This window comes from Nocardia sp. NPDC058497 (assembly GCF_042720195.1).
GTDB lineage: Bacteria > Actinomycetota > Actinomycetes > Mycobacteriales > Mycobacteriaceae > Nocardia.
The window spans coordinates 1-13769 of the sequence record NZ_JBHXMY010000106.1 but is presented as its reverse complement, the minus strand read 5'-3'; the positions used below and the strand labels follow the sequence as shown (position 1 = coordinate 13769).

At 69.3% G+C, this 13769-nt stretch carries 13 protein-coding genes and 2 pseudogenes; 10 read left to right on the top strand and 5 right to left on the bottom strand.

Going from position 1 to position 13769, the window contains the following annotated elements; all coding sequences use genetic code 11:
* Positions 1-399 (top strand): FAD-dependent monooxygenase (locus tag ACFWPJ_RS10345; RefSeq protein WP_378849444.1); only part of this gene is annotated, 399 nt, incomplete at its 5' end.
* Between the two features lie 179 nt (positions 400-578).
* Here the strand turns inward: ACFWPJ_RS10345 and ACFWPJ_RS10340 are convergent.
* Positions 579-1553: a helix-turn-helix transcriptional regulator gene (locus tag ACFWPJ_RS10340; protein ID WP_378849443.1), complete on the bottom strand. Its 975-nt coding sequence runs from the start codon at positions 1551-1553 to the stop codon at positions 579-581.
* A gap of 63 nt (positions 1554-1616) precedes the next feature.
* Here ACFWPJ_RS10340 and ACFWPJ_RS10335 point away from each other — a divergent pair, with 63 nt between their 5' ends.
* Positions 1617-2108: a pyridoxamine 5'-phosphate oxidase family protein gene (locus tag ACFWPJ_RS10335; protein ID WP_378849441.1), complete on the top strand. Its 492-nt coding sequence runs from the start codon at positions 1617-1619 to the stop codon at positions 2106-2108.
* A gap of 23 nt (positions 2109-2131) precedes the next feature.
* On the opposite strand, the gene ACFWPJ_RS10330 is transcribed toward ACFWPJ_RS10335, so the two are convergent.
* The 3 genes from ACFWPJ_RS10330 to ACFWPJ_RS10320 are packed head-to-tail and all read right to left on the bottom strand — an operon-like array spanning position 2132 to position 5024.
* On the bottom strand, positions 2132-2917 hold the full coding sequence (locus tag ACFWPJ_RS10330; protein WP_378849439.1) for an ABC transporter ATP-binding protein: 786 nt from the start codon (positions 2915-2917) through the stop codon (positions 2132-2134).
* On the bottom strand, positions 2917-3990 hold the full coding sequence (locus tag ACFWPJ_RS10325; protein ID WP_378849446.1) for a FecCD family ABC transporter permease: 1074 nt from the start codon (positions 3988-3990) through the stop codon (positions 2917-2919). The genes ACFWPJ_RS10330 and ACFWPJ_RS10325 overlap by 1 nt, the downstream gene beginning before the upstream one ends.
* Positions 3991-3995: 5 nt before the next feature.
* Complete coding sequence (locus ACFWPJ_RS10320; RefSeq protein ID WP_378849437.1) at positions 3996-5024, bottom strand: FecCD family ABC transporter permease; 1029 nt, start codon at positions 5022-5024, stop codon at positions 3996-3998.
* 84 nt (positions 5025-5108) lie between these two features.
* Here ACFWPJ_RS10320 and ACFWPJ_RS10315 point away from each other — a divergent pair, with 84 nt between their 5' ends.
* Positions 5109-6176, top strand: coding sequence for an ABC transporter substrate-binding protein (locus ACFWPJ_RS10315; RefSeq protein WP_378849435.1), 1068 nt, complete (start codon positions 5109-5111; stop codon positions 6174-6176).
* A gap of 62 nt (positions 6177-6238) precedes the next feature.
* Positions 6239-6379: pseudogene (locus ACFWPJ_RS10310) on the top strand (pyridoxamine 5'-phosphate oxidase family protein); the annotation flags it as partial.
* Between the two features lie 432 nt (positions 6380-6811).
* On the opposite strand, the pseudogene ACFWPJ_RS10305 reads toward ACFWPJ_RS10310, so the two are convergent.
* Positions 6812-7264 (bottom strand): annotated as a pseudogene (locus ACFWPJ_RS10305) (sigma-70 family RNA polymerase sigma factor); the annotation flags it as partial.
* Between the two features lie 133 nt (positions 7265-7397).
* On the opposite strand from ACFWPJ_RS10305, the gene ACFWPJ_RS10300 reads away from it, so the two are divergent.
* The 6 genes from ACFWPJ_RS10300 to ACFWPJ_RS10275 all read left to right on the top strand — a co-directional run.
* Positions 7398-8624, top strand: coding sequence for a cation:proton antiporter (locus ACFWPJ_RS10300; protein WP_378849434.1), 1227 nt, complete (start codon positions 7398-7400; stop codon positions 8622-8624).
* Positions 8625-8651: 27 nt separating this feature from the next.
* Positions 8652-9710, top strand: coding sequence for an N-acetyl-gamma-glutamyl-phosphate reductase (gene argC, locus ACFWPJ_RS10295; RefSeq protein ID WP_378849432.1), 1059 nt, complete (start codon positions 8652-8654; stop codon positions 9708-9710).
* Positions 9707-10933, top strand: coding sequence for a bifunctional glutamate N-acetyltransferase/amino-acid acetyltransferase ArgJ (argJ, locus tag ACFWPJ_RS10290; protein WP_378849431.1), 1227 nt, complete (start codon positions 9707-9709; stop codon positions 10931-10933). The genes argC and argJ overlap by 4 nt, the downstream gene beginning before the upstream one ends.
* A complete protein-coding gene (gene argB / locus ACFWPJ_RS10285) occupies positions 10930-11817 on the top strand; it encodes an acetylglutamate kinase (protein ID WP_378849429.1) in 888 nt (295 codons plus the stop codon). The genes argJ and argB overlap by 4 nt, the downstream gene beginning before the upstream one ends.
* Positions 11814-13016, top strand: coding sequence for an acetylornithine transaminase (locus tag ACFWPJ_RS10280; RefSeq protein ID WP_378849427.1), 1203 nt, complete (start codon positions 11814-11816; stop codon positions 13014-13016). The genes argB and ACFWPJ_RS10280 overlap by 4 nt, the downstream gene beginning before the upstream one ends.
* A partial coding sequence (locus tag ACFWPJ_RS10275; protein ID WP_378849426.1) for an ornithine carbamoyltransferase occupies positions 13013-13769 on the top strand: 757 nt, incomplete at its 3' end. The genes ACFWPJ_RS10280 and ACFWPJ_RS10275, both read left to right, overlap by 4 nt.

The window sequence follows — 13769 nt, the reverse complement described above, 5'->3', positions numbered from 1 at the left end:
CACCCGATCCCCGCCCTGCTGGCCGCCGCGGACGAGAACACGGTGCTGCACAACGACATCTACGAGCTGCCTCCGCTGCCGAGCTTCACGGCCGGTCGCATCGCCCTGGTCGGCGACGCCGCCCACGCGATGACACCGAACCTCGGGCAGGGCGGATGCCAGGCGCTCGAGGATGCCGTGGTGCTGGCTCGGCTGGCAGGCGAACCCAACGGGGTGGCGCAGTACGACCGGGAACGTCGTCCGCGAACGCAGATGATCGCCGCTCGGTCGGCCCGCATCGGCACGATCGGCCAGCTGTCCGCCGCACCGCTGGTTGCCTTGCGCGACACCGCAGTACGGATCACCCCGGCGTCCGTTTCCTTCCGTGCGATGGACGAGATTCTCGACTGGACATGTTGATCGTCCGCGCCGCGTGTGGCCGCAAGTCCGGGCCGAGTGTGATCGCGTAGCCCAGGCCGCGTGCGGTCGCGTAACGCTGGACGCGAGTGATCGTGAGAGCGGTTGGGTTGCAGGGGGCCGGATCGTCGTGGGGCGTGCGCGACCTGGCAGTGCGAAAGCTGATATGCGGACCATGCCGGTCAGGCCGACGGGTGGTAGCGCGCGTACATCGCGGCCGCCGTACCTGCCATCGCGGTGCGTAGTTCGGGCGGATCGAGGACTTCGATGTATTCGCCGATGGGTAGCAGTGCGTGGGCGAGGATCTCGTAGGACTCACCGGGAATGGTGATGTCCACCCAGCCGTCGGCATCCGGTGCGCCGGTGGACGTGAGCGCCTGGCGCACCGCGGCCGGGTCGTTCATCAGCCGGAGCAGGGTCAGGTGGTCGGCCGAGATCCGGCACCGCGCACTGACGCGCAGGATAGACCGGGCGAACTCGTCGGCTGACTTCTGCCAGTGCGCGTCGAGTTCGAAACCGGCAGGGCGGGTGAAGGATTCGCCGGTCGGCACGGCGGTGGCGATGCGGCTCACCCGGTAGGAACGGATATCGGACCGGTCGCGCGCGATCAGATACCAGGTGCCCGCCTTCATGACCAGGCCCAGCGGATCGAGCCTGCGCTCGACGGTCTTGTCTTGACGGCGATAGCTGACGGCCAGACGCCGGTCGTGCCAGAGCGCATCGGCGACCGTGGCCAGCGTGGGCGTTTCGTCCGGGCGGTGGAACCAGCCCGGCATATCGATATGGACGCGTTCGGCGATGCGCGTCGCTCGCCCGCGCAACTCGGGTGGGAGCGCGGCGAGCATCTTGAGCTGGGCGGTGGCCAGCACGGTGCCGAGTCCGAGGTCGGCGGCGGCGCCGGGCAGCCCGGCCAGCAGGACGGCGTCGGCTTCGTCGGAGGTGAGGCCGGTGAGCCGGGTCCGGTAGCCGTCGATCAGCCGGACGCCACCACCGCGCCCCGGCTCGCAGTACACGGGAACGCCCGCCGACGACAGTGCCTCGACGTCGCGGTACACCGTGCGCACCGACACCTCCAGCTCCCGTGCCAGCTCGGCCGCGGTCGCCCCGCCGTTGGCCTGCAACAGCAGCAGCAACTGCACCAGCCTGCTCGCTCGCATGTTCCCGAGACTAGCCGCAGAACCTGACACAGGATGTCAACATTTGGTCGTACCGTTCGAGCTATGACCACGTGGAGCCAGTTCACCGAGGAAGCGCCGAGTATCTCCGCCCTGTTCCTGCGCAGGCACCAGGCGACCGGCAACCTGTGCATGCTCGGCACCCTCCGGGCCGACGGATCACCGCGGATCAGCCCGATCGAGCCGACCGTCTTCGAGGACATGCTCGTCCTGGCCGGCATGCCGCACACCCGCAAATTCGACGACCTCGCCCGCGACCCCCGCTTCTGCCTGCACACCGCCACCGTCGACACCGATGTCGCCGACGGCGACGCCAAACTGTTCGGCACCGTCACCGACCTCCCGGACGAAACAGTCCACGCCCGCTTCGCCCAGAAACTGTTCGACGACAAAGGTTTCGACATCCGCGGCATGAAGTTCGACCACTTCTACGTCGCCGACCTCACCGGCGCGTCGACGGTCGAAGTCGAGGACGACCACCTCAACATCACCGTGTGGAAGCCGGGTGCGGGCGAACGGATCGTCCGCAAGGACTGAGCACACTCCGCGCAGGTGCCGGGTCAGGCTGGTCCGACCGGGACCACCAGCGGCGTTCCGGTGACCGGGTCCTCGATCACCTTCGACCGTAGACCGAATACCTCCGCCACCAGTTCCTCGGTGAGGACCTCGGCGGGCGCTCCCGCGGCGACCACGCGGCCTGCCCGCATCGCGACCAGCCGATGCGCGTATCGCGCGGCGAGATTCAGGTCGTGCAGCACCATCACCACGGTCCGGCCCGCTTCGAGGTGCAGGCGGCGGACCAGGTCGAGAACCTCGATCTGGTGGGCGAGGTCGAGGAAGGTGGTGGGTTCGTCGAGCAGGAGCAGGTCGGTGTTCTGGGCCAGCGCCATCGAGATCCAGGCGCGCTGGCGTTGCCCGCCGGACAGCTCGTCGAGCGGGCGATCAGCGAACTCGGCCATGTCGGTCCAGGTCAGGGCCTCGGCGATGGCGGATTCGTCGTCGGCGGACCACTGGCGATACCAGCGCTGGTGCGGGTGCCTGCCGCGGGCGACCAGGTCGGCGACGGTGAGTCCTTCGGGGGCTTGCGGTGATTGGGGCAGGATGCCGAGGGCGCGGGCTACTTCCTTGGTCGACATGCGGTCGATGCGGCGGCCGTCCAGGTGTACCGAACCTCCGGTGGGGCGCAGCAGCCGGGCCATCGCGCGCAGGAGGGTGGATTTGCCGCAACCGTTGGGCCCGATCACCGCGGTGACGGTGCCGCTGACGATGTCCAGGCTCAGGCCGTCGACGACGGTCTGCGGTCCGTAGCCGAGGGTCAGGTCGCTGGCCTGCAGCCGCACGGTCATCACGCGCCCACTTTCCCGGCACGATTGCGCCGCATCAACAGATAGATCAGATAGGGAGCGCCGAGCACGGCGGTGATCACACCGACAGGGAGTTCCCCGGCGGGCAAGAGGGTGCGAGCGACGAGATCGGCGGCGACGGTGAAGGCCGCGCCGAGCACTGCCGAGGTCAGCAGGGGCGGTTGCGCGGAGCCGGTGAGCCGCAGTGCCACCTGCGGCACGGCGAGGGCGACGAAGATGATGGCGCCCGCGGACGCGGTGGCGACCCCGGCCAGCAGCACGGCGAGGACCAGCAGCGTCAGGCGGGCGGCGTTGAGCCGCACGCCGAGCGAGCGGGCTGTGTCGTCGCCGAAGTGCAGTGCGCCGAGCAGATGGGTGCCCGCCAGTACCACCGGCACCAGGATCGCCAGGGCGAGCGCCACCGGTGTCACCTGGATCCAGCCACTGCCGTTGAGGCTGCCGGTCAGCCAGGTGACCGCCCGCGTCGCGACATCGACCTCGCCGACGCTGAGCATCCAGAAGGTGACGCTGGACAGCACCGAAGCGGCGCCGAGGCCGACGAGGACGAGCCGATATCCTTCGATGCCGCGACGCCACGCCAACATGAAAACAACCAGCGCGGCGATCAATCCGCCGATCATGGCGGCACCGGGCACCCCGATCTCGGCGGCGGCGCCGCTGATCTGACCCTTGCTGCCCGACAGGGCGATCACCGCGACCGCGGCCACGTTCGCGCCCGCGGTGACGCCGAGAATATCGGGACTGGACAACGGATTCCGGGCGATGCCCTGCGTGATCGCACCCGACAACGCCAGCGCGGCGCCGACCAGCGCGCCGGTCAGGATCCTGGGCAGTCGCAGGTCCCACACCACGTACGCGAGGCCGACGTCGCCGCCACCGGTCAGCACCGCGAGCACATCCCACGGGGTGACCGGACCCCCGTCGGGCATCGTGTAGGTGCCCAACGCCAGCGCGACGCAACTCGTCGCGCTCAGCACACCCAGACCTGCCAGCAGCACGGAGACCGTCCGCAGCCGCAGCTGCCAAGACACCGGCCCCAGCCGGACCGCACGCACGGTACTCAAATGCTCACCAGCCTGCGGCGGCGGACCAGCACGATGAAGAACGGGGCGCCGACCAGGGCGAGCATGATGCCCGCGGGTAGTTCGCCTTTGTCCAGGACCAGCCGTCCCGCGGTGTCGGCGACCAGCACCATGACCACGCCGAGCAGCCCGGCCACGGGGACGAGCCAGCGGTAGTCGGGTCCGGTGACGCCACGCGCCAGGTGCGGGACGACGAGCCCGACGAAGCCCAGCGGCCCGGCGATCGCCACGACCGCCCCGGTCAGCAGCACGATCGAACCGATGCCGACGGTACGAGCGAGGAAGACGCGATGGCCCAGTGCGCGGGCGGTGTCCTCACCGAGGCCGAGGGCGTTGAGCGCGGGCGTGTTGGCCAGGGCAAGGACGATCCCGACGAGCACGAACGGTGCGGCTGTGCCGAGCAGGCGGAGGTTGGAGCCGACCAGGGAACCGGCCTTCCAGAAGCGATAGATATCGGTGACATCGGTATCGAACAGCACCACCGCCGAGATCAGGCCCTGCAAGAGATAGCTGACGGCGGCACCGGCCAGGGCGAGGGTGACCGGGGTGGGTCCGCCACGGCCTGTCGCACCGATGACGAAAACGGTGACGGTGGCGATCAGCGCACCGGCGAACCCGAACCACACATACCCGAACAGGCTGGAGATGCCCCCGATCATCACGGCCAGGACGATGCCGAGGGCCGCGCCCTGCGTGATGCCGAGCAGTGCCGGGTCGGCGAGCGGGTTCCTGGTGTGGCCCTGGATCACCGCGCCCGCGACGCCGAGCGCGAGGCCGGCGAGGATCCCCAGCAGGGTGCGCGGCAGGCGCAAGCCGTTGACGATGGCGCCGGTCTCGGTGTCGGTGGTGCCGCCGAGCGCGTGCAGAACATCCAGGGGCGGAATGAATTTGGTGCCTACGGCCAGGCTGAGCATGATGGCCGCGAGCACCGCGGCCAGCAGTCCGGCAACGAGCAGCAACCTGCGAGACCGCGTGCGGGTGAGCACGATTCCGGGCGGTGCGGTCACTGCTTCCCTTCCGGTTAGATTATTAGGTAAGCCTTCGCTACGTTAGCGAAGGCTTGCCATCGTAACCCACTCTGGAGGACGTCAATGAACACCCCAACGAGCCGCCGGCTCGCAGCAGCCGCTGTGGTCGCCGCGGCCGTACTGAGCCTGTCCGCGTGTGGCCAAGGCCAGACCACCACCGGCGCCACCGGAAGCGGTTGCGACAGCGCGGCCAACCTCGACGGCGGCGCCTACCCGCGCACCATCGAGAAGGGGGCGGTCACGGACAAAGCGGGCGCGAATGTCGGCACCGTCGTCGACCCGGCCACGATCACCACCCGGCCGGTCCGGATCGCCGCTCTCGATCAGACGTTCGTCGATGCCGCCCTGGTGCTCGACACCGAACTGGTCGCGTATACGACCTACCAGAGCATGGGCGAGAAACTGCCCGCGTTCCTCGGTGCGGCCGCGCAGACCTGCGGCGGACAGGCGGTCAACATCGGCAACCTGCAGACTCCCGACATCGAGAAGCTGGCCGGCGCCCGTCCGGACCTGATCGTGTCGGCGAAGGTGCGTCACGAGAAGCAGTACGAGCAGTTCAAGGGCATCAAGCTCGGTTCGGGCACGGTGCCGGTCGTGTTCAGCCAGACGACCGGTGCCACCTGGAAGGAAAACCTGCTGCTGCTCGCCAAGGCGGTCGACAAGGAGACGCTCGCCCAGGCCAAGCTCACGGCGTACCAGGACCGCGCCGCCAAGATCGGCGCGGCGATCAAGGCCAAGAATGGTGGCACCGCTCCGACCGTCTCGCTGCTGCGCTTCCTGCCGAAGGAGGACCGGCTGATGCAACGGGTCAGCTTCGTCGGCGACATCTTCGCCGACACCGGCCTGAACCAGCCCGACAAGTCCGACGATCCGAAGAGTGACTTCGCGCTCGCCCTGAGTCCCGAGCGGCTGCTGGACGCCGACGCCGACTACATCTTCCTCACCAGCAACGGCGAGGACGCCGCCGCCCAGCGCAAGGCGGCCGCCGAGGCGAACCCGTTGTGGAATCAGCTGAAGGGCAAGATCACCCCGGTCGACGACCTGGTCTGGCTGACCTCGGTCGGCCTCACCGGCGCCCACGCGGTGCTGGACGACATCGCCGAGACCTTCGGGGTCGACCCGGCGAAGTAGCGACCGATCGCCGGAAACACTGCGCTGCGCGCACCGGGCGCGCAGCGCGGTGTTCCGTCGGGTTCGCCCGGAAACTGTTCGACAACAATGGTTTCGACATCCGCGGCATGAAGTTCGATCACTTCCACGTCGCCGACCTCACCGGCGCGTCGACGGTCGAAGTCGAGGGCGACCACCTGAACATCACCGTGTGGAAGCCGGGTTTCGACCTGAACCGGCGTCAGTCGAACAGATCCTCGACCGCGGAGATCTCCAGTGCGCGTCGCATCCACGTATCGAACGTGTGCTGATCGCGGCAAGCGGCAATGCGTTCGGCGGCATCGGCCGACACGTGGACGCCGCGGTACCGAAGGATCAGCAGCACATCCTTCGCCCTACCCGCATCGAGCCCTTCTTCACGCAGGGCCTGAGCAAGGGGTCCGCGGAAGTACGAGAGATCGGCGTCCAAGAGTTCCTTCCAGGTCGTGCCCGCTGTGGTCCGGCCGGGCCGTCCCCGGTCGTGATGCGCAGGAGATGGTGAGGAACTCGTTGAATTCGTTGTGAATCCGGCCGTAGTCGCAGACGGCATCGTCGCCGAGATCCCGCAGGGAGTGCACGGTATCCGCCGACCGGAAACGTCGATGTACTACGTCGGCGAGGAGCCGTTGCGCCATCGTCGATTCCGAGACCAGGAAGGCACGCGCGATCTCGGCGGTGGCCAGACCACCGAGCAGCCGCAGGGTCAACGCCACCCGCGCGGCCGGGGCCAGTGCCGGATGGCAGCAGGTGACGATCAGGCGCAGCCGGTCGTCGGGGAAGCTGTCGGTGGGCTGGTCCGGATCCGGGTGCAGGAGAGCGGCTTCGGCGTGCCGGTCGGCGCGGGCGGCCTCGCGGCGCAGCCGATCGATCGCGCGATTGCGCGCGGTGGTGATGATCCACCCCGCCGGGCTCGGCGGGACGCCGTCGCCGGGCCAGCGCACGACCGCGGCGGCGAACGCCTCCTGCACCGCGTCCTCGGCGATTCCGATGTCACCGAAGACGCGGATCAGGGACGCGACCGCACGGCCGTAGTGCTCGGCGAACACCGCCTCGATCACCGCGGTGTCCATCTAGCTGTGCGCGACCGGTTCATCTCCTATACGAACGTGATGCCGCCGAATCGACAGCGAGGGTGACCCGATTCTCGTCCGGATGCCAGCGAGGGTTCCGGGATCGGCCGATCCGCTGTGCCACGATGAGGCGATGGAGCTGCTCGCTTCCGCTGCCGTGGACGGTCCGTCGCCGATCGTGTCGCTGTTCTGGATCGCCCTCGTCGCGGTGGCTGCTCCGCTGCTCTCGCGCGCACTGCGCGGGTACGTCCCGGACGTGGTGATCCTGCTCGTGGCGGGCACGATCCTCGGACCGTTCGCGCTGGGCTGGGCCACCGCGGAGGGCGGCGTCGACCTGATCAAGGAACTCGGCCTCGGCATGCTGTTCCTGCTGGCGGGCTACGAACTGGACCCGAAATTGCTCGGCGGCCGCTCGGGGCGGGTGGCCTGGCTGGTGTGGCTGGCGGGTCTGGTGTTCGCGTTCGGGCTGGTCACCGTGCTGGCGGGCAGTGAATCGACCACCAACCACATCGCCGTCGCCATCGCGATGACCTCCACCGCGCTGGGCACCCTGCTGCCGATCGTCAAACAGGCCGGACTGCTCGACACCCCGCTCGGCCGGGCGGTGCTGGCGCACGGCGCGGTCGGCGAACTCGGCCCGATCGTGGCCATGTCGGTGCTGTTGAGCAGCCGCAATGTCGTCGCCGCGCTCGTCGTGCTCGCCCTGTTCGTGGTGGCGGCGCTACTGGTCGGGCTGATCCCGCTGCGCCTGTTCGGTCGTGTCCCCGATCTCGGCGCAGCGCTGGCCAGGATGGACGGCGGCACCTCCCAGCTGCCGGTGCGCGGGTCGATCCTGCTGCTGCTCGTGCTCATGGTGGTGGCCGAACGCTTCGACCTGGACGTGGTGCTGGGCGCGTTCGCCGCGGGCATGGTGCTGCGCAGGCTCATCGCGGCGGGTCATCCGCGCGTCGACGAGCAGCTCGAGACCATCGGCTACGGCCTGCTGATCCCGGTATTCTTCGTGGTGTCGGGGATGGCGATCGATATGTCCGCGGTCGCGGGACAGCCGCTGCTGTGGGCGTCGTTCGTGGCCGCCATCGCTGTCGCTCGCGGCCTGCCCGTGTGGCTGAGCGAACGGTACGTCCCGCACGGGCGCAACCTGGAGTCACCCCGCGAGCGGGCTCAGCTCGCGCTGTTCGCGGCCACCGGCCTGCCGATCATCGTCGCCGTCACCCAGGTGGCCGTGTCGACGGAACTGATGACCGGCGAGACCGCCTCGGTCCTGGTCGCCGCCGGTGCGACGACGGTTCTGGTGTTTCCCCTGGTAGCACGGCTGATCGGGTCCAGGGAGCCGGTCGCGACCGCACCTGCCCATGAATGAGCTTGCATAGTCGTGCATAATCATCACATGGTTGATTCGTCGGGAGGACCCGCCTTGCGGGTGGCGGTTGCCGGTGCGAGTGGATACGCCGGTGGCGAAGTGCTGCGTCTGCTGCTGAACCACCCCGAATACCGAGCCGGGCGCCTCGAGATCGGGGCGCTGACCGCCGGATCCAACGCGGGCACCGCGCTGGGCGCGCTCCAGCCGCATCTGCTGCCGCTGGCCGACCGGATCCTGCAGGAAACCACCCCCGAGGTCCTGGCCGGGCACGACATCGTCTTCCTCGGCCTGCCGCACGGCCAGTCCGGCGCCATCGCGCAGGCCCTGCCCGAGTCGACGGTGATCATCGACTGCGGCGCCGACTTCCGGCTCACCGACGCCGCCGCCTGGGAGAAGTACTACGGCAGCGCCCACGCGGGCAGCTGGCCCTACGGCCTGCCCGAGCTGCCCGGCGGCCGGGCGCGGCTCACCGGCGCGCGGCGCATCGCCGTGCCCGGCTGCTACCCGACCGTGTCGAGCGTCGCGCTGGCCCCGGCCATCGCCGCGGGCATCATCGAGCCGACCGTGAACGTGGTCGCCATCAGCGGCACCTCGGGTGCCGGCCGCAAGCTCGATGTGGGCCTGCTCGGTTCCGAGGTGATGGGCAGTGTCCGCGCCTACAGCATCGCCGGCGCGCACCGGCACACCCCCGAGATCGCGCAGAACCTGAAGGCGGCGGGCGGCGTCGACGTCGCGGTGTCGTTCACCCCCGTCCTCGCCCCGATGCCGCGCGGCATCCTCGCCACCTGCACCGCCCCGGTGAAGGTGGACGCGGCCGAGGCGCGCGCGGTCTACGAAAAGGCGTACGCCGACGAGCCGTTCGTGCATCTGCTGCCCGAAGGCGTACTGCCGCAGACGGGTTCGGTGCTCGGCTCCAACGCCATCACCCTGCAGGTCGCCGTCGACACCGAGGCGGGCCTGCTCGTGGTGATCGGCGCGATCGACAACTTGACCAAGGGCACCGCGGGCGCCGCGGTGCAATCGATGAATCTGGCCGTCGGATTCGACGAGACCGCAGGACTTTCCACCGTAGGAGTGGCACCGTGACGACCCCTGATCCGCACACGACGGACCATGGCAATTTGATCCACACCCAGGGCGTCACCGCGCCGCTCGGCTTCCGCGCCGCGGGCATCGCGGCGGGCATCAAGGCCAGCGGCAAGCCCGACCTCGCGCTGGTGCTCAACGAGGGCCCCGAATACGCCGCGGCAGGCGTGTTCACCAGCAATCAGGTCAAGGCCGCGCCGGTGCTGTGGTCGCAGCAGGTGCTCAAGACGGGTCGTGTGCGCGCGGTCATCCTGAACTCGGGCGGCGCGAATGCCTGCACCGGCCCCGGCGGTTTCCAGGACACCCATCGGACCGCCGAGGAACTCGCTGCGGCACTGAGCAATTGGGGCACCGAGACCGGCGCGGGCGAGATCGCGGTCTGCTCGACCGGCCTGATCGGTGACCGGCTCCCGATGGACAAGCTCATCCCCGCGGTCACCGAGATCGTGCACGAGATGGGTGGCGGCATGTCCGGCGGCTCCGATGCCGCGCACGCCATCATGACCACCGACACCGTGCCGAAGGAATCGGCGTTCCACCACGAGGACAAGTGGAATGTCGGCGGCATGGCCAAGGGCGCGGGCATGCTCGCGCCGTCGCTGGCCACCATGCTCGTGGTACTCACCACCGACGCCGTGGCGACCCCGGAACAGCTCGATCAGGCGCTGCGCAAGGCCACCAAATACACCTTCGACCGGCTCGACGTCGACGGGTCCTGCTCCACCAACGACACCGTGCTGCTGCTGGCCAACGGCGCCAGCGGCGTCGCCCCGTCGCAGGAGGATCTCGACGCCGCCGTCTTCACCGTGTGCGACGACCTGGCCGCCCAGTTGATGGCCGACGCCGAGGGCGTCACCAAGCGGGTACGGGTCACCGTCACCGGCGCCGCCAGCGAGGACGAGGCCCTGACGGTCGCCCGCGCCGTCGCCCGCGACAGCCTGGTCAAGACCGCGCTGTTCGGTTCCGACCCGAACTGGGGCCGGGTGCTCGCCGCCGTCGGCATCGCCCCGGTGACGCTGGACCCGAACCGGATCGCGGTGTCGTTCAACGGCAATCCGGTCTGCGTCGACAGTGTCGGTGCGCCCGGCGCCCGCGAGGTCGACCTGTCCGGCGAGGACATCGACGTGCTGATCGAGCTCAACGTCGGCGACGGCACCGCGATGGTGCGCACCACCGACCTCTCGCACGCCTACGTCGAAGAGAATTCGGCGTACAGCTCATGAGCAGCGGTGTGGTGCAGTCCCTTTCGGCGCTGGACAAGGCCCATGTCCTTGCCGACGCGCTGCCGTGGCTGCAGAAGTTCCGGGACAAGGTCGTCGTCGTGAAGTACGGCGGCAACGCCATGGTCGACGACGAACTCAAGGCCGCCTTCGCCGCCGACATGGCGTTCCTGCGCACCGTCGGCGTGCACCCGGTGGTCGTGCACGGCGGTGGCCCGCAGATCAACGCCATGCTGACGAAGCTCGGCATGGCGGGCGAGTTCCGTGGCGGCTTCCGCGTCACCACCCCCGAGGTGATGGACGTGGTGCGGATGGTGCTGTTCGGCCAGGTCGGGCGCGAGCTCGTCGGGCTGATCAACGCCCACGGGCCGTACGCGGTCGGCATCTCCGGTGAGGACGCGCACCTGTTCACCGCGACCCGGCGCACCGTTACCGTGGAGGGTGTCGCCACCGACATCGGCCTGGTCGGTGACGTCACCGAGGTCAACCCCGGCGCGGTGCTCGACCTGATCGACGCCGGTCGCATCCCGGTGGTCTCCACCATCGCCCCCGACGCCGACGGCGTGGTCCACAACATCAATGCCGACACCGCCGCCGCCGCGCTGGCGGAGGGGATCGGCGCGGAGAAGCTCGTCGTCCTCACCGACGTCGAGGGCCTCTACACCGACTGGCCCGACCGTTCCTCGCTGACCAGTGAGATCGACGCGACGGCGCTGGCGGAGTTGCTGCCGCGCCTGGACGCGGGCATGGTGCCGAAGATGGAAGCGTGCCTGCGCGCCGTCCAGGGCGGGGTGCCCAGCGCCCACGTCATCGACGGACGGGTGCCGCATTCGGTACTACTGGAGTTGTTCACCGGAGAAGGAATCGGAACGATGGTGACCGCATGAGTGAAGTAGAGAAGCTGCAGCAGCGGTGGTCGGCCGCGATGATGAACAACTACGGCACCCCGAAGGTCGCGCTGGTGCGTGGCGCGGGCGCGGTGGTCTACGACGCCGACGGCAGGCGCTACGTCGACTTCCTCGGTGGCATCGCGGTGAACAGCCTCGGCCACGCCCACCCCGCCATCCTGGAAGCGGTCACCCAGCAGTTGGGCACCCTCGGCCATGTGTCGAACATCTATGCCAGCGAGCCGGTGATCGAGCTGGCCGAGAAGCTGCTCGCGCACTTCGGCGACGGCGAGGGCAAGGCGTTCTTCTGTAACTCCGGCACCGAGGCCAACGAGGCCGCGTTCAAGATCGCGCGGCTGACCGGCCGCAGCAAGATCGTGGCCGCCGAGGAGGCCTTCCACGGCCGCACGATGGGCGCGCTCGCGCTCACCGGTCAGCCCTCGAAGCGGGAGCCGTTCGAGCCGATGCCGCCCGGTGTCGTGCACGTGCCCTACGGCGACGCGGACGCGCTCGAGCGGGTCGTCGACGCCGACACCGCCGCGGTGTTCCTGGAGCCGATGATGGGCGAGAGCGGCGTGGTCGTCCCGCCGTTCGACTACCTGGCGCGGGCGCGGGAGATCACCTCGCGGGCGGGCGCTCTGCTGATCCTCGACGAGGTGCAGACCGGAATCGGCCGCACCGGAACGTTTTTCGCGCATCAGGCGGCGGGCATCGTGCCCGACGCGATCACCCTGGCCAAGGGTCTGGGCGGTGGCCTGCCGATCGGCGCCGTGCTGGCGCAGGGCCGGGCGGCCGAACTGCTCACCCCGGGTTTGCACGGGACGACCTTCGGTGGCAATCCCGTCTGCGCCGCGGCGGCGCTGGCGGTGCTGCGCACGATCGACTCCGAAGACCTTCTCTCCCATGTGGAATGGGTCGGCAAGAAGCTCAGCGACGGTATCGCGCTGCTCGAGCATCCCGAGATCGATCACGTGCGTGGCGCCGGTCTGCTCATCGGCATCGTGCTGAAGAACGACATCTCGGCCTATGTGGACGAGCGGGCGCGGGAGGCGGGCTACCTGATCAACCCCGCCAAGCCCAACGTGATCCGGCTGGCGCCACCCCTGGTGCTCACCGAAACCCAGGCCGACAACTTCGTCGCCGACCTGCCCGAGATTCTCGACAAGGCCGCCGCCGATGCGAAGGGAGCGACCAAGTGAGCCTGCGCCACTTTCTGCGCGACGACGACGTGACCCAGGCCGAACAGGCCGAAATCCTCGCCATCGCCGCGGAATTGAAGAAGGACCCCTTCGCGCACCGGCCGCTCGACGGCCCGCGCGGGGTCGGGGTGATCTTCGAGAAGAACTCCACCCGCACCCGGTTCTCGTTCGAGCTCGGGATCGCCCAGCTCGGCGGGCACGCGGTCGTCGTCGACGGCCGCGACACCCAGCTGGGCCGCGAGGAAACCCTCGGCGACACCGGCAGTGTCCTCTCGCGCTATGTCGAGGCCATCGTGTGGCGGACCTTCGAGCAGTCCCGCCTCGACGAGATGTCGTTCACCGCAACGGTTCCCGTGGTGAACGCGCTGTCCAACGAGTTCCATCCGTGCCAGGTGCTCGCCGATCTGCAGACGATCACCGAACGCAAGGGTGCTCTCGCGGGCCTGAACCTCACCTACTTCGGCGACGGCGCCAACAATATGGCGCATTCGCTGCTGCTGGGTGGTGTGACGGCGGGCATGAACGTGACCGTCGCCGCGCCCGCCGGGTTCGAGCCGCTGCCGTGGATCCTGGACGCCGCCGCCAAGCGGGCCGCCGAGACCGGGGCGACCGTGTCGGTCACCCACGACCCGGTGGCCGGTGCGACGGGCGCCGACGTGCTCGTCACCGACACCTGGACCTCGATGGGCCAGGAGAACGACGGCCTCGACCGCGTCGGCCCGTTCCGGCCGTTCCAGGTCAACGAGGCACTGC